The 20619-nt window shown below is 42.4% G+C and carries 19 protein-coding genes; 11 read left to right on the forward strand and 8 right to left on the reverse strand.

Annotated elements, in window-relative coordinates; genetic code table 11:
• Positions 1-48: 48 nt before the first annotated feature.
• Together HH214_RS10990 and HH214_RS10995 are read right to left on the reverse strand one after the other, a co-directional pair.
• Positions 49-813 carry an SDR family oxidoreductase gene (locus tag HH214_RS10990; protein ID WP_169607628.1) on the reverse strand — a complete coding sequence of 255 codons (765 nt, stop codon included), beginning with the start codon at positions 811-813 and terminating at the stop codon, positions 49-51.
• 37 nt (positions 814-850) lie between these two features.
• The gene (locus tag HH214_RS10995) at positions 851-1249 is read right to left on the reverse strand and encodes a nuclear transport factor 2 family protein (RefSeq protein WP_248282075.1); all 399 of its coding nucleotides are present in this window, start codon (positions 1247-1249) and stop codon (positions 851-853) included.
• A gap of 393 nt (positions 1250-1642) precedes the next feature.
• Between HH214_RS10995 and HH214_RS11000 the strand changes: the two genes are divergently transcribed.
• Both HH214_RS11000 and HH214_RS11005 read left to right on the forward strand, forming a co-directional pair.
• Complete coding sequence (locus HH214_RS11000; protein WP_248282076.1) at positions 1643-4264, forward strand: PAS domain-containing protein; 2622 nt, start codon at positions 1643-1645, stop codon at positions 4262-4264.
• A 258-nt stretch (positions 4265-4522) separates the two neighbouring features.
• Positions 4523-4666, forward strand: a complete 144-nt coding sequence (locus tag HH214_RS11005; protein ID WP_169607630.1) for a hypothetical protein — start codon at positions 4523-4525, stop codon at positions 4664-4666.
• Positions 4667-4787: 121 nt separating this feature from the next.
• Here HH214_RS11005 and HH214_RS11010 read toward each other — a convergent pair whose 3' ends face one another.
• Positions 4788-6125 carry a PAS domain S-box protein gene (locus HH214_RS11010; protein WP_169607632.1) on the reverse strand — a complete coding sequence of 446 codons (1338 nt, stop codon included), beginning with the start codon at positions 6123-6125 and terminating at the stop codon, positions 4788-4790.
• A gap of 231 nt (positions 6126-6356) precedes the next feature.
• Between HH214_RS11010 and HH214_RS11015 the strand changes: the two genes are divergently transcribed.
• From HH214_RS11015 to def, 6 genes are all read left to right on the forward strand, one after another.
• Positions 6357-6965, forward strand: a complete 609-nt coding sequence (locus HH214_RS11015) for a TetR/AcrR family transcriptional regulator (protein ID WP_169607633.1) — start codon at positions 6357-6359, stop codon at positions 6963-6965.
• Between the two features lie 2 nt (positions 6966-6967).
• Positions 6968-8290, forward strand: a complete 1323-nt coding sequence (locus HH214_RS11020) for a TolC family protein (protein ID WP_169607635.1) — start codon at positions 6968-6970, stop codon at positions 8288-8290.
• Positions 8291-8311: 21 nt separating this feature from the next.
• Positions 8312-9409, forward strand: coding sequence for an efflux RND transporter periplasmic adaptor subunit (locus HH214_RS11025; protein ID WP_169607637.1), 1098 nt, complete (start codon positions 8312-8314; stop codon positions 9407-9409).
• A gap of 1 nt (position 9410) precedes the next feature.
• Positions 9411-10652 carry an ABC transporter permease gene (locus HH214_RS11030; RefSeq protein WP_169607639.1) on the forward strand — a complete coding sequence of 414 codons (1242 nt, stop codon included), beginning with the start codon at positions 9411-9413 and terminating at the stop codon, positions 10650-10652.
• A gap of 5 nt (positions 10653-10657) precedes the next feature.
• Positions 10658-11344, forward strand: a complete 687-nt coding sequence (locus HH214_RS11035) for an ABC transporter ATP-binding protein (protein WP_169607641.1) — start codon at positions 10658-10660, stop codon at positions 11342-11344.
• Between the two features lie 130 nt (positions 11345-11474).
• Entirely contained in the window at positions 11475-12047 is a 573-nt protein-coding gene (def, locus tag HH214_RS11040; RefSeq protein WP_169607642.1) for a peptide deformylase, read from the forward strand.
• 3 nt (positions 12048-12050) lie between these two features.
• Here the strand turns inward: def and HH214_RS11045 are convergent, their stop codons facing one another.
• The 3 genes from HH214_RS11045 to HH214_RS11055 all read right to left on the reverse strand — a co-directional run bounded on the left by HH214_RS11045 (position 12051) and on the right by HH214_RS11055 (position 14210).
• Positions 12051-12710, reverse strand: a complete 660-nt coding sequence (locus HH214_RS11045; RefSeq protein ID WP_248282077.1) for a hypothetical protein — start codon at positions 12708-12710, stop codon at positions 12051-12053.
• 93 nt (positions 12711-12803) lie between these two features.
• Entirely contained in the window at positions 12804-13082 is a 279-nt protein-coding gene (locus tag HH214_RS11050) for a NifU family protein (protein ID WP_169607644.1), read from the reverse strand.
• Between the two features lie 39 nt (positions 13083-13121).
• Positions 13122-14210, reverse strand: coding sequence for an Mrp/NBP35 family ATP-binding protein (locus HH214_RS11055; protein ID WP_169607645.1), 1089 nt, complete (start codon positions 14208-14210; stop codon positions 13122-13124).
• Positions 14211-14323: 113 nt separating this feature from the next.
• Here HH214_RS11055 and HH214_RS11060 point away from each other — a divergent pair, with 113 nt between their 5' ends.
• Positions 14324-16501, forward strand: coding sequence for a transglycosylase domain-containing protein (locus HH214_RS11060; protein WP_169607647.1), 2178 nt, complete (start codon positions 14324-14326; stop codon positions 16499-16501).
• Between the two features lie 87 nt (positions 16502-16588).
• Positions 16589-17218, forward strand: coding sequence for an NAD(P)H-dependent oxidoreductase (locus tag HH214_RS11065; protein ID WP_169607649.1), 630 nt, complete (start codon positions 16589-16591; stop codon positions 17216-17218).
• Between the two features lie 90 nt (positions 17219-17308).
• Here HH214_RS11065 and HH214_RS11070 read toward each other — a convergent pair whose 3' ends face one another.
• Complete coding sequence (locus HH214_RS11070) at positions 17309-17926, reverse strand: HAD family hydrolase (RefSeq protein ID WP_169607650.1); 618 nt, start codon at positions 17924-17926, stop codon at positions 17309-17311.
• A gap of 122 nt (positions 17927-18048) precedes the next feature.
• Positions 18049-19608, reverse strand: coding sequence for a trypsin-like peptidase domain-containing protein (locus HH214_RS11075; RefSeq protein WP_169607652.1), 1560 nt, complete (start codon positions 19606-19608; stop codon positions 18049-18051).
• Between the two features lie 178 nt (positions 19609-19786).
• Here HH214_RS11075 and dapF point away from each other — a divergent pair, with 178 nt between their 5' ends.
• Positions 19787-20572, forward strand: a complete 786-nt coding sequence (dapF, locus tag HH214_RS11080) for a diaminopimelate epimerase (RefSeq protein WP_169607653.1) — start codon at positions 19787-19789, stop codon at positions 20570-20572.
• Positions 20573-20619: the final 47 nt, after the last annotated feature.

Here is a 20619-nt window from a genome sequence, read left to right on the forward strand (position 1 = left end):
TTACGTCTTGACTCTTGACTCTTGGCTCTTGTTTCCGGGCTTTCCAGTTTATCGTCCCATCCAGCCGCCATCTACAGTCAGGATGGTGCCGGTTACGTAATCGCCAGCTTTAGAAGCCAGGAAAATGGCTGGTCCGGCAAAATCTTCCGGGTTTCCCCAACGGCCTTGAGGTATGCGTTCCAAAATACTTTTGCTACGGTCTGGGTCGTTCCGCAGTGCTTCAGTATTGTCAGTAGCAATATAGCCCGGCGCTATGCCATTAACATTAACCCCTTTAGCTGCCCACTCGTTAGATAAGGCTTTAACTAAGCTGGAAAGCGCCCCTTTGCTGGCTGCATAACCCGGCACATTGATGCCGCCTTGAAAGCTCAGCAATGAGCATGTAAAGATGATTTTACCAGAACCTTGTTCTACCATCTGCTTGCCCAGTTCGCGCGCCAGAATGAAAGGAGCATCCAGGTTTAAAGATAATACACTGTCCCAGTATTCGTCAGGGTGTTCGGCTGCCGGTTTGCGCAGTATGGTGCCGGCGTTGTTTACCAAAATATCAATCTGCGGATAATCGGTTTTTAGCTGGTTAATAAAAGCATAAAGGCTGTCACGGTCAGAAAGGTTGGCTTGATAAGCTTTAAACTTACGACCCAAAGCCGTTACTTCCTGCTCTACTTCACTGCCTTCCAGTGCTACAGAACCAGAAACGACAATAACATCGGCACCTGCTTGGGCTAAGCCCACCGCCATACCACGGCCAATACCTTTATTGCCGCCTGTTACCAGCGCCGTTTTGCCCGTTAAATCAAATATGTTGTTCATGTGTAATTGGTAAATTAAATATGATTTGCCTGCCCGATTAGCTCACCGGCGGTTTTATGGCTTGCCTGCCTAATAATATCCAATGGCTTTTGGTTTTCTGCCACACCAGTAAAATGTATAGCTTAACCGTGCCAGGTTTGCCGCTATCGTTGGTAGTGGCTGCTAGTGTGTGGCGAACCAGGGCTGTAGTACCCGATACCGTAATGGTTTGTTCGGTTAAGTTAATACTTACAAAATCCGACTCGCCGGTAGCCAGTGAATGTATAAATTCAGCTTGGGTTTGAACTTTACCGCTGGAGTGTCCATAACTTAAATGTGCAGAAGTAAGCTTGGAGAGCTGCGTGGTGTCAGCATCCGTCATGGCCTTGGTTAAGGCAGTTACTGCCTGGGCTACTTCGGTTTCTTCTTTAGATTGGGCCATAGCGCTTATGCTCATTATCATGATGCAGATAAAAAACAATAATAACTTTCTATTCATCATTGGCTTGCAATAATAGGTTTCCGGCTTTTAAAAAATAACAAAATAACTATCCTGTTCTGTTATGGTTGCTGGCATGAGCCGACCGGAGGTTTATAACATAGGATTTTGTAACTTTTGCAAGGTACTATTTCTTTATATTGGAGTGAACCAGCTGAAAAAATATTTTCTTTAGTAAGCAACCTAGTTGGTAAAAATTGGTTCTTTAAACGCTGAAAGTTAAGATAAATAGTCCGATAATTCATGCTTAAATTGGAAGATTTGCTGTTCGGTATGCATTGTAATGTATAAGACATAAAGGCTATAAAATGTTGAATTATCAGCAGGGCAAAACTTATATTTATCCCGTTTATGAATGATATGCAGTCCGACAATCATGTTACGCAACAAAGCTTTCAACAGTTGGTTGAAGCATCACCTATGCCTACCGCTATTTACTGGGGGCAGGAAATGCAGATTATAGCCGCCAATCAGGCTATGTTGCAAACGTGGGGTAAAGATTCTTCCGTATTAAATAAACCACTTAAAGATGCTTTACCTGAATTAGAGGGGCAACCTTTTTTTGATTTACTAAATACCGTTTTTACCACCGGGCAAGCCTATGAAGCCCAGGAGGATCCGGCTGATTTGATAGTAGATGGTAAGTTGCAAACCTTCTATTTTACTTTCACTTATAAAGCTTTAAAAGGAACTGACGGACAAACACAAGCTATCATTAACACGGCTACTGATGTAACGGAATTGGTGTTGGCCCGCCAGCAGGTGGCCGAAACACAAGAGCGCTTAGTTTTTGCGTTGGATGCTGCTGAAGTGGGAACTTGGGATTTGGACCCAATTAACAATGTCGTAAACTGGGATGCCCGATGCCGTGAGTTGTTTGGTTTTGACGGCAATAGTATTATTCCATATCATGATGTATTAAGTTGCATTCACCCGGATGATGCAGAGCTGGTACGTAAAGCAGTTACAGCAGCCATTAACCCCTACAATAGCAGCAGTTATGATATTCGGTATCGTACCGTAGGCCGGCATAATCAGCAGGTGCGTTGGGTGCATTGTAAAGGCAAAGCTTATTTTAATAATGATAATGCAGCTTATCGCTTTGCCGGTACTGCACAGGATATTACCACGGAGGTAAACGCCCGGCAACGCGAGTTGCAATTGCTGAGTTTGGTTAACAATAATGCCGACCAGATGACCGTAGCCGATATGGACGGGCACTTACTATACATGAACCAGGCTGCCAAGAAAATGCTGGGTGTAGATGCCGGTACTGATGTACATACCTTAAGTGCCAACGATTTTTACATGCCTGATGAGCTGAAGCGGGTACAGCAGCAGGTAATTAAAGAAATTAGTGAGCACGAAGGCTGGCAAGGCATAATTAACCTGATGAACCGTAAAACCCGCGAGGTTATCCCGTGTCAGGTAAGCTTTATTTTAATTAAGGATTTGCAAACAGGCAATGTAATTGGCCGTGGCGCTACTATTCGTGATTTGCGCCCTGAAATTAAGGCTAAAACCGAACTGCAACGCTTGGCTACCATTGTAGATAGTAGCGAAGACTTTTGTAATTATTGTGATATCAGCGGTAATACTATTTATCTGAACAAAGCGGGTAGTGAGCTGATTGGATTAAACAAAGAAACTCTGAGTGGCACTACAATTTTTGATTATCATTCGGTGGCTGCTAATGATAAAATTAAGGATGAGGTATTGCCTCAACTCCTGAAAACCGGTAGATGGTCGGGCCAGTTAGAGTTACTTCATCAAAAAACCAGCGAAATTATACCTATACACAAGCAGTTTTTTGTTGTTCGTGAAGATATTACCAATGAACCTATAGCTATAGCAGGAATTGCCCGCGATTTGCGGCCTGAGTTGAATGCCCGTAAGGCAATAGATATAAAAAATACTGAACTGAACAAAGCTGTTAAAGAGTTGGAGTTTCTGGCCGATTCGGTACCAGCTGTGGTTTGGAGCAGTACTCCCGACGGATTGATGGATTACATTAACCAGCGCTGGAGCGAGCACAGCATACAGCCTGTTGAAGCCGCCTTGGGTACAGGTTGGTTGAAAGATGTGCATCCGGAAGATGTGCAACCTGCAACCGCTTTGTGGAACGCATCCATCGCTACAGGTGAGCCTTACCAAGTTGAAATCAGGCGGTTGGATAAATATGGCCATTACCGCTGGTGGTTGGTTCGTGCTGTGCCTTTGAGAGATGAAAATGGCCAGGTGATTAAATGGTATGGTTCCAATACTGACATTACTGAACAAAAGGAACTTTCGCAGCAAAAGGACAACTTCTTGGGCGTAGCCAGCCATGAACTGAAAACGCCTGTAACCAGTTTAAAGGCTTACACCCAGGTAATGGAAAGTATGTTCAGGCGTTCGGGCGATATTAAGAATGCCGAGATGCTGGCTAAAATGGATAAGCAGATTAACCGCTTAAATAGTTTAATTGGCGATTTGTTGGATGTAACTAAAATAAATACCGGCAGATTACAATTTAACGACACGGTATTTGACTTTAGCCAGATGGTGGAAGAGGTAGTAGAAGATTTACAGCGTACCGCATCTAAGCACCAGATGGTAATGGAGCTTAATTTTCATGGTACTGTTATAGGCGATCGCGACCGGGTAGGCCAGGTAATTATTAATTTGCTAACCAATGCCATCAAGTATTCGCCTGAGGCTAACCGAATTGTAGTACAAACCAGTTTACAAGGTGCAGAAGTTCAGCTATGTGTTCAGGATTTTGGTATTGGAATCAGTGCTGATAAAAAAGACCGGGTGTTTGAGCAATTTTACCGGGTAAGTGGCACCCGCGAGCACACTTTTCCTGGTTTAGGTTTAGGACTTTATATCTCAGCCGAAATTATTAAGCATATGGGCGGCCGTATGTGGGTAGATTCTGTAGAGGGTGAAGGTTCTACCTTTTGCTTTGCTGTGCCTGTACATCAAAGTTAGTTCTAGACAAATGTACTTAGCGTATGGTAGGTAGTACAATTTGGTTTTTGTGCAGCCGATAAGCCGAATTCGGCTGATAACTTCTTATTTGTATGTATTTCTCTACATATATCTTTAAAAGATTTCGTGAGGTGGCTATAAAATTAGCCTGAAAGCAAAGTTTACCTTTTACAGAAACTCATTGCAGGCTATTATAAGCGTACTAAATTAAAGTTGGCACCATTTTGGCATATACCAATACAACAAATTAAACATCGCATGAAAGCATCTACACAAACCACCGTACTGTTAAAAGCATTGGATTTAGAACTAAAAGCTATGTTGCAAAAAGATTTAACACAGTTCAAATCACGTCAGCAAAATCAAGTTGCTCAGGAAGTTGCTAAAAAGCAAGCTGCCTAAGTTAACTACTCTATATATAATACAGCCTGCGCAGGCCAACAAAGGTTTAAAACAATAAGCCTCTTTATATTATAATCAAACCGGATTGGTTATAATACATTTGGTTCTTTAAGCTGGTTAACTACAGTTCTGGTATATTATCACTCTCATTGTAGTTATAAGTTTTATACGTAATAGTTTTAATTACTTCATCAAACTCATTAGCTGAGCTTTCCAAATGGTGTAATACTTCCTGATCTGCTTTTTCTGGAGCATTTTGAATCAGCAAATCAACCAACCCCATTATGCGAGCCAATGGTGCTCTTACTACATGCGATTGTATGTAGGCAATTTCCTGTAAGTTTTTATTATGCATTTCTATAGCACGGGTATAATTAACCTGTTCGGTAATGTCATGTGCTATAACTAGTTTGCATAGTTTGCCATTAAACGGAATGGTACTGCATTGTACTTCTACATGAAAACATTGCTGGTTTTTACGACAATGCTGGCAATAAGCATGAAAATCCATACCAGTTGATAAATCTTGCTTTAGAGTCGTCAAAAATTGATCTACATCTCCAACGGGTCTAATTTCTTTAATTGTCATAGATAAGAATTCTTCCCGCGAATAGCCGTAACTTTCAATAGCTGCCTCGTTCACCTGTAAAAACTGTAAAGTGTCTTCATCAAATACCCACATAGGCGTTGGGTTTGAATGGAATAAACTTTTGTAATGTCCTTCCGATTCCTTTAACTGTTCATTACGCCGCTGTCTTTCTACGGCTTCTTGTTGTAGCTCGTCCTGTAATATATACTCTTTTGTTAAAGTTTTCTCCAATCCGCTAAGCACATAATTAACCAGGGCTACACCAACCCAACTTAAAAAAATCAGGTTAGATACCACCGCTATCCAACTGCCGGTATTATACTCCTGTATTAAAGGAGTAGCAAAAAGCCTAAACTGAATTACGAAAGCAAAGACAGCGCCTACCAGTACATTAACTGCTACCGACCAGTAAGCTGCCTTTGCACTGGAAGTAAGGGTAATAAACAAATTTAGGGCTAGCAGGTATAAAATTCCGGGCCCCAAAGTGCCGAATGTAATTGTAAGTACAATAGCCAGCAGGTAAAACATGGCTACTACAAACATCTTTCTAAATTTCAGGCTTAATGATTTGTTCAGCGCTACTAAGCATACCGTAGCTATTGCTGTTAAGCCAAAACAAACTACCAGTCCATACCCTTGCCTGATGCCTACCCATATACCGGGTATTATAGCTAGTAAGCTTACCGGCAACGTATAGGTTACAAAACACGTAAATAGCTTTTTTCGCCAATAATGGATATCTTCTTTGTGGTTAGGGTAGTCAGCTTGAATTGCATCAGCAACAAACTGTTGATAATGCTGCCATCCTAACCGCAAATAATGCTGCAAGCGGTTAGCCGCTAGCTGAAGGGTGTTTGATAAGTGAGTCAATTTAGGTATCGGTTTTAATGAATAAGCATCAACGCAGATCTACAGAACAATATCAAAAAAGCAATCTGTAAATAAGGCTTTGATAATAGGTTTATTAATATAAAGTTAAGTAAAAAATGCAATCATAGTTAATGAATTTACGTGTATTGTAATCTGTAAACCATTATTTATGAACTCCTTTTAAGTATAAAATTTGCTTGTATATTTGCATCAACCAAATGGTTGAACTGAATGGTTGACGTAAATAAAACAACAGAAGAGCTGATTTTTGATGCAGCCTTAAGCATCTTTCAAAAAAAAGGATTGGCTGGTGCGCGTATGCAAGAAATTGCCGATGCGGCAGGTATTAATAAATCCATGCTGCATTATTATTATCGTAGTAAGGAACTGCTTTTTAAGCAAGTGTTTCTGCTATCCTTTAAGCAGTTTTCGGCTTCTGTTATCCCGTTATTGAATCAGCCCAATACCTGGGAAGAGAAAATACCGCTATTGGTGGCGCATTATATCTCATCAATGCAGAAAAACCCGGATTTACCGATGTTCGTGATTAACGAACTACGCTACAATCCGGATGAGTTTATCAATATTGTGACTGAAAATCGCGTCGGTAATACCTTGTTTATTCAGCAGCTTAAAGAGGGTATGGAAAAGGGATTTATTCGCCCTATTCGGCCTATTCAGGTAATGGTTAGTATTATTTCTGAAACTGTATTCCCGTTTATTGCCCAACCTATGATTAATTACATGACCCATGTACAGGAAACCAGCTGGGAAGTTTTTATAGAAACCCGGCAGGCTGTTATTCCTGAAATGCTGATTAAATACCTGAAAGAATTTTAAACATGAAGCTACTCGCTATTTTATGGCTCAACCTGTTAGCTAGCCATCCTAAACCAGCAGTAATGCAGGCTCAAGCCGATACGGTAAAGCTACAATCGTACCAGGAGGTGGTGGCTACAGCCGTAAAAAATAACCCGACACTAGCCGTTTACCAGCAGCAAATTAAACAGACGCATTATAACTATAAAGCTTCTAAAGGTTTTATTTACCCTAATGCCTCCGCTAATTTTAACGGAACGGATAACCTGCACCTGGCGGTAACGCCTATACCTGGTATATTATTAGGGCAGCCAGGTACTACGTATTATGCACAATTCGGTAAGCAGTTTATTTACAACACCGGCGTAACGCTAACTGAAAACATTTTCGATTGGACCTCCATCCTGCAATCGCAAATAGCCAACAACAATATCCGACTTAATCAATTGCAACAGGATTCTTACTTGCAGAACTTAAGAGACCAAGCAGGTAAGTATTACTTTTCGGCACTGATTGCCAAATCGGCCCTGAAAATTGTAGCTACTGATAAGCTATTGGCCGATAGTATTGTGGCACTTACCAAACAGCGGTTAAAAGAAGGTACTACCGATTTGCTGGCCGTAAACCAAGCCACCATCAATACCACCAACATTCAGCAAAATCAGGCACAAAGCCAGCAGTTGTATGATCAAAGTATAGAGAACCTGAAAATTTTATTAGGCGAACAACCCACCAATGAACTGGCTGTGGCCGAAACGCTGAATCTGGATTCGCTTGTTTCGGTAGGTATACCCAACTTGGGTAATGACAAAAACCTGGATGTTTACCAGCAGCAAATCAGCATAGCCGCTTTGCAAAGCCGTTCGCAGCGTTCAACAGCCTACCCTAAACTATCCGCCTCGGCTTACTTTGGCGCACAACAGTTCCGTAACGATTTTGGTTTGAGTTTTGGCAATAACGCCTGGTCAGGTTACCGCTACCTGGGGGTTAATTTAACCGTTCCGGTATTTACCGGGTTTACCAATAGCAATAAATATAAAAGCGCGCTGGTACAAAAAAATATCGCTCAAATACAATACAACAACGCCCGTCAGCAAAGTGAAATTAACGATCGCTTGCTGCTGAAAAGCTATACCGATTACCTGCACATGGCGCAGGCAGCGGCCACTAGCTTTAAGTTATACGGCAGTAACTTAAAGCTGAATCAGCAAAAATACCAAGAAGGTATTTTGAGCATGGATATTTACCTGCGTGCCTTTCAGGATTACTTAACAGCAGAAAATGCTTACCTGAACAGCTTGTCGCAACTACTGTCCACCCGATCAACCTTACTATCACGTCAATAAAGAGATAAGATGAACCATTGTATGTATATAAAACACTACTCGCTGTTGGGGTTAACCGCTTTGTTAATATTAGCCGGTTGCCAGCCTAAAAACTTGGTTAAGCCACAGCGTAAAAATATTGTAGATGCCGTTTTCGGCAGTGGTCATATTGAAAACTTGAACCAATACACCATTATGGCTAATGCCGAAGGCTTTATCAAGAAAGCTTATGTAGCCGAAGGGGATACCGTTAAAGGCGGTCAGCCGCTGTTTCGCTTGGCTAATGATGTGCAGCAAACTCAGGTAAGCAATGCATTAACCAATTTGCAGTATGCTGAAACCAACACTGCCCAGGGCTCACCGCAAATTGAGCAATTGAAAATACAGATTGGACTGGCTAAACAACGCAACCGGGTAGATTCGGCCAACTATCAGCGCTACTCACGCCTGATTAAAACCCAAGCTGTATCAGTTACCGATTTTGAGAACTCGCGCCTTACCTATCAAAACTCTTTATCTAACCTGCATGTGCTGCAAAAGAACCTGGCCGATTTGCAACGTAATCTGAATTTAAATCTACAGAATGCCAAGGCACAGTACAAAATTCAGGAAGCCAATAACAATTACTATAACCTAACCAGCAGTGGTGCCGGCGTGGTGATGAATGTGGTGAAAAAAACAGGCGATTACGTGCGTAAAGGCGATGCCATTGCCTTGGTTGGTGCTGGTAAGCCTATTGCCAAACTGGATATAGCCGAAAATGATATTGAACGTATTAAGGTAGGTCAGCAAACCTTAATCTCACTTAACAGTGATAAAAATAAGGTTTATGAAGCTACCATCACCAAAATTTATCCGGCTTTTAATACCAGCGAGCAGGCTTTTATTGCTGAAGCTACTTTCACGAATACGCCAGGTAACTTGCTGAATGGAACGCAGCTGCAAGCTAATATCATTATTCAGAAAAAGAAAGATGCGCTGGTAATTCCATCATATTATCTGCAAAACGGCGATTACGTATTTGTTCAAGGTAGCAAAGAGAAAAAGAAGGTAGAAGCAGGTATACGTACCCTGGAGTGGACCGAAATTACCGGCGGATTAAGCGGTAATGAGGAGCTTACCTTACCTAAGCAACAGTAAAATGGCAACAACCAACTTTAAAATAGCCAAGGTACATTTAACCTCCAGGCTTAAGCAAACTATTGTGGCCGTGCTGGGTGTAGTATTTGGTATATCCATGTATGTGTTCATGAACAGCTTTATATCGGGCGTAAACGATATACAAACGGTGCTGGCTTTTACCTCACTGGCTCACATTCGCATTTATAATGATGGACCGGCTGATAATACCAATTTAGTTAAACAGGTTTACCCGGCTAGTACCGCTATCAACATCCGCAATGCTAAAGTAATACAATATACCGAGGGTATTAAAAATACTGCGGCTATACTCGAACTGGTACGCAACCAGCCCGAGGTAGCTGCTATTGCCCCGCAGGTAAATATTAATGTTTTCTTCCGTAATGGCGGCAACAAGCTAAATGGTACCCTATCGGGCGTTGATGTAGAGAATGAAAATAAAGTATTTAACATTTCTACCTACATGACGGCCGGTAGCTGGAATAGCCTGCTATACCGCCCGGATGGTATTATTGTAGGTGCCGACTTGGCGCATGACCTAAGCTTGAATATTGATGACAATGTAAACATCCTGACCTCGGATGGTGTAAGCCGTAATTATAAGCTGATCGGCATTTTTCGAACCAATGTGAAAAGTGTAGATAAAGCTAAAGCCTACATCAACATTACTGCGGCCCGCCAGTTGCTGAACAAAAATCAGGAATATGTAACCGATTTGCAGGTAAACGTACAGAATTTTGAGAACACAGCTCCGATTGTACAACGTATAGCCCCGGTTGTACCTTACAAGGTAGAAAGCTGGCAAACATCCAACCAACAGCTGGAAGCAGGTTCAAAGCTGCGTAATATCATTGCACAGGCGGTATCGCTCACTATTTTGATGGTAGCTGGTTTCGGTATTTACAACATCATGAACATGACGATCAATGAAAAAATCAGGGAGATTGCCATTCTGAAAGCTATGGGCTTTTCAGGACATGATGTAACGCAGATATTTTTAATTCAGGCTGTTGTAATTGGTGTGATTGGCGGTTTGGCAGGCATGATGCTGGGGTTTGCCATTGCCGATATTGTGAACCATATTCCGTTTAAGCTAGGCGGTTTAGATCATCTGCCTATGGCTTATAACGTAAAAGACTACCTAATGGCCTTTACTTTTGGGCTGATTACTACGCTGGTGGCCGGTTACCTACCTGCCCGCAAAGCCTCCAAAATTGATCCGGTTGAAATTATTAGAGGATAACCCCTATGGAAAGCACACTAGCCTTGCAGGCTGATCATATTATCAAATATTTTTATGAGCCTGAAAAATTTCAGGTATTGAAAAATGTAAGCTTTGATGTTAAAAAAGGTGAGTTTTTATCGCTTACTGGCAAATCGGGTTCCGGTAAATCAACGTTGCTGTATGTGCTATCTACTATGGATACCGACTACGAAGGTCAGCTCATTATCAATGGGGAAACGTTAACAGGTCGTACGCAGAACCAGCTGGCGGCTTATCGGAATGAGCATATTGGCTTTGTATTTCAATTTCATTACTTGCTGCCTGAATTTTCCGTGTTGGATAATGTGATGCTGCCAGCCCTGAAGCTTAACCGGAAAACCAAAGCCGAAATTGAACACAAAGCTTACGAGAACTTGAAACTACTGGGCTTGGAAGATCAGGCATTTAAAATGGCGAGTAAATTATCTGGCGGACAACAGCAACGGGTAGCCATAGCCCGTGCGCTGATTAACGACCCGTCTGTTATTATGGGTGATGAGCCTACCGGTAATCTCGATTCTAAAAATACGCAGGTGGTATTTGATATTTTCAGGGAACTGGCTCATGAGCGTGGTCAAACCATTATTGCGGTAACCCACGATGAAGACTTTGCCAAAAACAGCGATCGCACCATTGATTTGAGTGATGGTCGTATTGTGCATCATGGCTAAACTGCATAGTGCCAGGTATGCAGCTCATACCTAAAATAAGGCTGGGGTTGCGGTCCGAAATGACAATAACTTTATACTCTGGTAAGGCCGCCGGTTTTTTAACCTGCGCCAAAATCCGTAATTTTGCACCATGAAATTACCTATTGTAGCCTACGGAGATCCGGTTTTACGCAGAAAAGCAATTGATATTATACCCGAAGAAGAGCCGGATCTGAAACAGTTGGTAACAGATATGTTTGAAACCATGTATGCCGCTCGTGGTGTAGGGCTGGCTGCTCCGCAGGTAGGTTTATCACTCCGTTTGTTTGTGGTAGATGCTACACCTTTTGACGATGATGAACCAGAATTAAAAGACTTCAAGAAGGCTTTTATTAACGCCCAGGTACTGGAAGAAACCGGCGAAGAATGGCCATTTAATGAAGGTTGTTTGAGCATACCCGATGTTCGGGAAGATGTGTACCGTAAATCGCACGTGCGTCTGTCATACTATGACGAAAACATGGAACACCATGAAGAAGTATTTAAAGGCTTGGTGGCCCGTATTATTCAGCATGAATATGACCATATTGAAGGCAAACTGTTTACAGATAAGTTAAGCCCTTTACGCAAACGCCTTATTGAAAAACGCCTGAGCGATATATCGCGCGGGGTAGTGAAAGTAGACTATAAAATGAAATTCCCGGCAGCTAAAAAAGGCCGTTAGTAGTTAATTACTGCCGGTGCGGCTTTTATCCCCATCGGCAATTTGCTTAATTAATGAACCCCAGGCAATAGGGTTCAGCAATGGGTTCGGAATCAACGAGTGCGAATTTAGGATGTTGGTGTGCATATCGCGCGCCAATGATGATTGTATTTCATTAGCATCACGTGGCAAGCTGCTGTTGGCAGCCGCCAATGAACTGCGGTTTAAATTTTTACGCGCATTCTCCAAATCATCATCAGCAATTTTCATGGTCAGGAAATCTTTCCTGAACTCATCTGTAGTAGCCCACGGGAAAACACGAAAAGCCGGAAGATTAATAACCTGCGGCTTCATTTTAACTTGTGCAATGTAGCTTTTACTGCTTACACCGGTTGGTATAACAATTTCTTGCGGTGCAAAGCCTACTGCGGTAAAGCTTAGCGTATCCTGTTCATGCACAACGAAAGAAAAATAGCCTTTATAGTTGGAAATATTAACGGCTTTGTGGGTAGCCATATCGGTAATGCTTACATAAGGTACAACAGCTTTAATGCTATCCGCATTTGAAGTAATACCGGTAAACTGCACTAATGGGCGCTCCTGCTTTTGTGCAAAAGCTGCCGATACGGCAAAAAGGCTTATTACAATAACAATAAAACGTTTTATTACCCCAGCTGGCATCATCAAATATTTATCCGGTTAGCCCTTAAATGGTTTTTACCTGTGCAAAGATATACGCTTAATTAAACAAAATATTGCTTTTAACACTCCTTAACACTAACGCATGTTGGCCGGCAATACGGCATTAGGGTCATCCATGTCGGTTAGGTTAACGGCCTCAACACCGGTAATTTCAGGTACAGCTTTAATAATGGCTTGCTCAATACCAGCTTTTAGCGTCATGATGCTCATCGGGCATGAACCGCATGAGCCCAGCAGTTTCAGCTTCACTACTTTTTCAGGTGTAATTTCTTCTATTGAAACGTTCCCCCCGTCAGTCTCCAGATATGGCCTGATGGTATCTAAAGCTGATTCAACCTGCTCAAATAAACTCATAATTGGTTTCAATTATATTATATGTAAAGATACGAAATTTTAACGATTTATAACATCCTGCAAGTCTGTTGCCTTGGCGTTATAAACAGATATCTGTTGGGCTACACGCTCGGCTAAGTGCAAGAAAGCCTTACTCAAAATGCCATCTTCGGTAAGCACTACCGGCTTGCCTGCATCACCCGATTCGCTAATGCTTTTTACCATCGGTATTTCGCCCAAAAATGGTGCATTAATCATGTTAGCCAGCTTTACACCGCCGCCTTCGCCAAAAATGTAGTACTTGTTTTCAGGCAGTTCGGCAGGTGTGAAGTACGACATGTTTTCGATAATACCCAATATAGGTACATTAATGGCATCCATCATCAGCATGCCTATACCCTTTTTAGCATCTGCCAAAGCTACATTTTGCGGGGTAGTGACAATAACGGCACCCGTAATTGGGAAGCTTTGAGTAACGGTGATATGAATATCTCCGGTACCGGGTGGCAAATCCACTACCAGGTAATCCAGTTCGCCCCAATCGGCATCATTAAACAATTGTTTTACCGCGCTGGATACCATCGGGCCACGCCATGGCACAGGCTGGTTCGGGTCGGTAAAAAAGCCGATAGATAACAGCTTGATACCGTATTTTTCAATGGGCTCAATGCGGGTTTTACCATTCACCTGGCTGGCCTGCGGTTTAGCGCCTTCCAATCCGAACATAATAGGAACTGATGGCCCGTAAATATCAGCATCAATCAAACCTACCTTAGCGCCGGTAGCTGCCAGGCCCAAAGCCAAATTAGCTGCCACAGTTGATTTGCCTACGCCACCTTTGCCTGAAGCTACTGCAATAATATTTTTAACACCCGGTACACCGGTATTCTTTTGCGTAGTAACCCGCGAAGTCATATTAATGCTTACTTCCACTGCCGGGCTAATAAAATGACTGATAGCATTGCGGCAGGCATTTTCAATTAATCCTTTAAGCGGGCAGGCCGGCGTGGTTAGGATTACTGAAAAGCTCAAGCGATTGCCTTCAATATGAATATCCTGAATCATGTTCAGCGTTACCAGATCTTTTTTCAAATCGGGCTCTTCAACGTTACTCAGGGCTTGTAAAACTTGTTCTTTATTCAACTGCATTTTTTTGATAAGCAAAATTACTAAAACCGGGCCTTGCTGCTTTTGTTAGAGAAATAATAACTAGGCAAAATCGTTTTATACTGAATTAGCTTAGTTTTGACGAAAATTTACAGATGCATCGCCTTAAATCTAAATACATCCGCATTGCCGGATTAATTGTTGGTATAATATTAATTTTTGTGTTAATTGGCGGTTATATAGCTTATTCCAAACGCCAGGCTATACTGGAAAATGCTATCAGCAAAGCTAAAGCAAAAGCCAAACGTGAGTATAATTTAGATGTAAAAATAGGCGACGCACACTTTATTGGCGCCAATACGGTATCCTTCTCCAACATTACCGTAGTACCCGAACAGCGCGATAGCTTGCTGAGCATTGAGCATTTTGAGGTAAGCGTAAAGATGCTGCCCCTGCTGGTAGGCCATGTAAAGCTGGCCGATGTAAAGCTACAAAACGGCTTACTGAATTTAACCAGCAAAAACGGTGTACGCAATTTTGATTTTCTGTTTAAAAAGAAAAGAGATTCTACCGCAACCAAATCGAAAAAAGGGCTGAATGATTTGGCTGATAACCTCATTAACCAAGTTTTGTATAAGATACCGGATAATTTAGATATGAAAAACTTCCTGGTATCTTTTGCTGATGACAGCAACCAGGTAAAATTGCTTACGCGCACAGCGTTAATTAAAGATGGCGACCTGACTTCCACCATCGTGGTGAACAACAACGAAGCGGTTTGGCACCTGTCGGGGATTATGCAACCATCTGATAAGCATATTGATGTGAAGTTTTATGCTGATGCCGGTAAGGTGGAGTTTCCGCTGGTGGAAAAGAAATTTCATTTAAAGCTGAACTTTGATACCCTAACCACCCGCCTGAACAAGGTAGAACATGGCAGCGATGAAACCCAGATTTATACGTATTGTGCCATACGCAACCTGCTCATTAACCATCCGGCTATATCGCCTAACAATATTGTGGTGCCACAGGGTGCTATTGATGCCAATTTATTTGTAGGGCCTAAATACGTATCGCTTGATAGCTCATCAGTGGTTTATTTAAAAAAGATTGTAGCGCATCCTTATATCAAATACACGTTAAAGCCTACCAAAATATACGTGGTAAAAATGCATACCGACTGGACCGGAGCCCAGGATATGGTGAACTCGTTGCCCCAAGGTATGTTTGATGAGCTGGAAGGTATACGGGTAGCGGGTAAGCTGCGTTACAACATGCACTTGTTTCTGGATAGTTCTAATCCTGACGATGTACAGTTTGAGTCGGGTATGGCACAGCAGGGTTTTCAGGTGCTGGGCTATGGTAAAACTGATTTAAGCCGCCTGAACCAGGAGTTTACTTACACCCCTTACGAGAAAGGCAAGCCTATGCCAGCCAGATTTATCGGTGCATCAAACTCTAATTATACGTCGCTGCAAAATATTTCACCCAACTTACGAAACGCGGTTTTAACGGCAGAAGATCCATCGTTTTATACCAACCATGGCTTTGTGATCGAGTCTATACGCCGTTCTATTGCTGAAGATGTGAAAGAACATCGGTTTAAGCGTGGCGGTAGTACTATATCCATGCAGTTAATTAAAAACGCTTTTCTGGTACGGCAAAAAACACTGGCCCGCAAAATTGAGGAAATTTTGATTGTATGGATCATCGAGAATGGTCATATCATGACCAAAGACCGTATGTTGGAGGTTTATTTTAATATTATTGAATGGGGCCGGAATATCTACGGCATTGGTGAGGCTTCCCGTTATTACTTTGCTAAAGCGCCATCACAGCTAACCATAGGTGAAAGTATTTATCTGGCCAGTATTGTACCGCACCCGAAAACCGGTTTATATGATTTTGAGCCTGATGGCAGCTTACGTTACCGCCTGCATGGCTACTTCAGGTTGATAGGTAACCTGATGGCTAGCCGGGGATTGGCACAGCGCGACAGCAGTAATTACGGGTTCTATTCTGTTCGGTTACGTGAATCATTAAGACCGAAGATGGCACCGGCAGATACTGCCTTAGCTGATAGTTTGCAGAAAAAGATTGATACTAATGAGGGTGAAGATGATGTAATGCCACCGGCAGTTACCGAAGAAGAAAAACGTCCCGGCTTTTTTCAGCGCCTATTTGGTAAGCGCGATACCACCGGCGACCATCGTAAAGAAGTACAGGCCGATTCGGCTGATGCTGCCCGTAAGCGCGAGAAGGCACAACGCAAAGAAGAAAAGCGCTTAGAAAAAGAGCGAAAGAAGTTAATGCGTGAACGAGGCTTGATGTAGTTTTTATAAGTACTTGCAAAATTACGCAAGCATTACACAGATATATGTTTAAACATGTATTTTTGATGAAATAAGAAACTCATAGTCATGTCATTAATAAAACCGCTACAGTGGCGCTATGCCACCAAAAAATTTGATGCTACTAAAAAGTTAAGTGCCGAACAACTGGAAGACTTACTGAGTGCTATACAACTAGCGCCTTCATCATACGGCTTACAACATTACCGTATTTTGGTGGTTGAAGACCCTGCTGTACGCCAACAACTGCGCGAAGCCGCTTACGGTCAAACACAACTTACCGATGCTTCACAAATATTGGTATTTGCTGCCGAAACTGTGCTGGATGCCAATTACATAAAAAGATACATTAACGAAGTAGCCCGTGTACGTCAGGTGGATGCTAGCCAATTGGCTCCATTTGAAAAAAGCCTGATGGATACTATTGATAGCCGTGCTGAAGATCAGAAAATTGCCTGGTCGCACAAACAAGCTTATATTGCTTTAGGTGTAGCGCTTACTGCTGCTGCTGAAGCTGGTATTGATGCTTGCCCAATGGAAGGCTTTAACGCCGGTAAATTCGACGAGATTTTAGGCTTGAGAGATAAAAACCTGACTACATCGGTAATTGCCTGTATCGGTTTCCGTGCAGAAGATGATAAATACAGTGAGTTTGCCAAAGTGCGCAAACCTAAAGATGATCTGTTTATTCGTATTTAAGCAACTTTGCTTTCAAATTAAATTCATTACTAAAAAGGCCATTGCTGATGCCAGCAATGGCCTTTTTAGTATAAGTGCTAATTATTGTGCTTATAGTTTATCAATGCGAACCCAGCGCATACCAGCAGCCTTGGCGGCTTGTACACCAGCCTCTCCATCTTCAAATACCAGACACTTCTCAGGTGCAACGCCCAGCAGTTCGGCCGCTTTCAGGAAGGGGTCAGGGTAAGGTTTGCCGTTAGGGGTTTCGCCGGCGCAAACTACGATTTGTATGAAATGATCAATACCTAATACTTTCAAGGTTTTCTCTACAGCTTCGCGGCTACTGCCAGATACTACGGCTATTTTAACCCGGCCGAAGTGATATTTTAAATGATTTACCACATAATCGATAGGCTGAGTTTGCTCAATATACTGATCCATAAACAACTTATACTTGGCTGTTTTAAACTCTTCCGGATCAAAAGTTGACTCATAACGATGGTTAATCTGCTCCACTACTTTGGTTACCGGTAAACCGGCAAACTCATCTATGATTGAACCCTCAATAGCTATACCCTGCTCGGCCGCTACCCGGATGTAGGTATCTTTATGGGCGCCCATGTTATCGGCTAGGGTACCATCGCAATCGTACAAAAAAGCTTCAAAATCATCCTGGCTTAACTTAACCAAGGCTTCGTACTTATCGTTGTTGGTTGATGTACTCATAATGTTGTATAGTTACAAAAGTGGTAAAAATAAAACCCTGTATCTTCCAGTAATTGTAATAAAAAAGAAGCCCGGCCTGTTTATCAGTACCGGACTCTCTTTGTTTATTTAATCAATTTGGGTTATTCTACCTGGAAGCTGCCGGTAAATTTAGAACCGTCAGGGTAATAGCCTGAAATATTAACCATACCATTACGGGTGCTGGTAATAGCTTTATCAATATCGTTAGTGCTATTGATTGGGCTATGGTTCATGTTGGTAATAATTGAACCTACCGGAATATCAGCATTTTCAAAAAAGCCACCTTCACGAACCTGGGTAACTACCACACCTGAAGCAATATGGAACTTAGCTTTTTGAGCAGGGCTCAAGGGTTGGAAGCTACCACCCAGTTTGTTATACAACTCTTCGGCTGATTTAGAAACTGCTGCTGTACGATTAGCAACCGGCATATCGCCTTTTAAGGTTACAGAAACGTTACGTTCACTACCATTACGCAGTACAGTTAAGTTTACTTTATCGCCAGGTTGCAGACGGCCTACACGTTCTTGCAAGTCTGATGACTCGTAAATAGTGTTGCCTTCTACTTTGGTAATAATATCAGCTTTTTGTAAGCCTGCTTGTGCAGCACCACCACCAGCAACTACATCGTTTACATACAAGCCAACAGTGTTTTTAATGTTCAGCTGTTGTGCAACATCAGGGTTTAGTTCCTGGAAGCTTACACCAATGTAGCCACGTTTAACAGAACCAAATCTTTCTAAATCATTCAATACTTTTTTAGCCAGGTTAACCGGTACGGCAAAACCGTAACCTTCGTATGAACCAGTGTGTGAAGCAATCGCTGAGTTAATACCAATCAGCTCGCCTTTGGTGTTTACCAAGGCACCACCACTGTTACCTGGATTAATAGCGGCATCAGTTTGGATAAATGATTCGATAGCTTTTCTTGGTGCAGGTGCTTGTTGCTGATAACGGCTACGGCCAAACGGATTGCTGTTTTGATCGTCATCATCGTTATCGCTGCCGATAATACCTATGCTACGGCCTTTCGCACTTACTATACCTGCAGTAACGGTTGAAGTTAAGTTGAAAGGGTTACCTACAGCCAATACCCACTCGCCTACACGTACATCATCAGAGTTACCTAATTTTACGATAGGCAGGTTAGTGGCACTAATTTTAATCAGCGCCAAGTCAGTGTTCGGGTCGGTACCAATTACTTTAGCTTCAAACTCGCGGTGGTCGTTGGTGGTAATCTGCACTTTGCTGGCATTAGCCACTACGTGGTTGTTGGTTACAATATAACCATCAGGCGAAATGATTACACCTGAACCTGATGCACGTTGTGGTGCTTGTTGCTGTGGACGAGCACGCTGACCAAACATTTCACCAAACATCTGCTCTAACTGATCCTGGCCACTACTGCGGCCACTTTGGTTGGCGTTATAGGTAGTACGGATATAAACTACAGCCGGTGTTACTGCTGCTGCAGCTTGGGTAAAATCAAGCTCGCCGGCTGATGACATGATCTCAGGCGTACGGTTGCTGGTGAAATAAACTTTTTGGCGGTCTTCGAAAGTCATCCCTGCATTTGGATCTTTCTCAAATACTTTATAAGTACCGAGCGCCATTGCGCCGCCCAAAAAGGCGGTTAACATGGTTAAACCAATTTTTCTCATATATACTTTACTTTCTTTTTTTACTTAAATGGTTGCTAAATACTATTCAAAATTAATACCATATAGACGATGAAGGCAACCATATGGTATGTTGTTTTTTGTTAAAAAATGTTAAAGCCCAAATTATTGTATTTTTGAGGTGTTGTACCTGCTTCGGCAGGGCTAAAATGTAAAGGTCATGAAGTTGAAATTCTATAAATATCAGGGCGCCGGCAACGATTTTATTATGTTGGATAATCGCACGGCTAACATTGATCATCATAACCCGCAGTTTATCAGTAAGTTGTGCGATAGGCGCTTTGGTATTGGCGGAGACGGCTTAATGCTCTTACAAAATAAAGAAGGTTATGACTTTGAAATGATCTATTATAATGCTGATGGACAGCCCAGCAGCATGTGCGGTAACGGCGGCCGCTGCATTGTAGCTTTTGCCAGATTTTTAAAGGTAATTGACAGCGAGACTAACTTTTTGGCAGTTGATGGCCCACACCATGCCAAAATTGCTGAATCGGGTAATTGGGTAAGTTTACAGATGATTGATGTAGATACCCTGAGCCGTGATGCCGAAGCTTACGTGCTGAATACCGGTTCGCCCCATTACGTACAATTAACCACCAATTTGCAAAACAAAGATGTGTACACTGAAGGCTATGCTATTCGCAATAATGCCACGTATGCGGCTGAAGGGATTAACATAAACTTTGTAGAGCCACTGGAGGATGGTTATTTCGTACGCACCTTTGAGCGTGGTGTAGAAGACGAAACTTACGCTTGCGGTACAGGGGTAACCGCAGTGGCTTTAGCTATGGCCCGTCATAACGGGCAAACCGGCAACATCAACACACCCATTAAGGTACTAGGCGGCAACCTGAACATCCGGTTTGAAGATGATGGTACAAGGTTTAGCAACATATTTTTAGAAGGCCCGGCAGTGCAGGTGTTTGAAGGAGAAATAGAAATTTAGTTGCGTGCATATTTATTGTGCTTTGTGTTGTGAGGGTTTTTATAGCA

It is taken from the genome of Mucilaginibacter robiniae (genome assembly GCF_012849215.1).
In the GTDB taxonomy this organism is placed as follows: domain Bacteria; phylum Bacteroidota; class Bacteroidia; order Sphingobacteriales; family Sphingobacteriaceae; genus Mucilaginibacter; species Mucilaginibacter robiniae.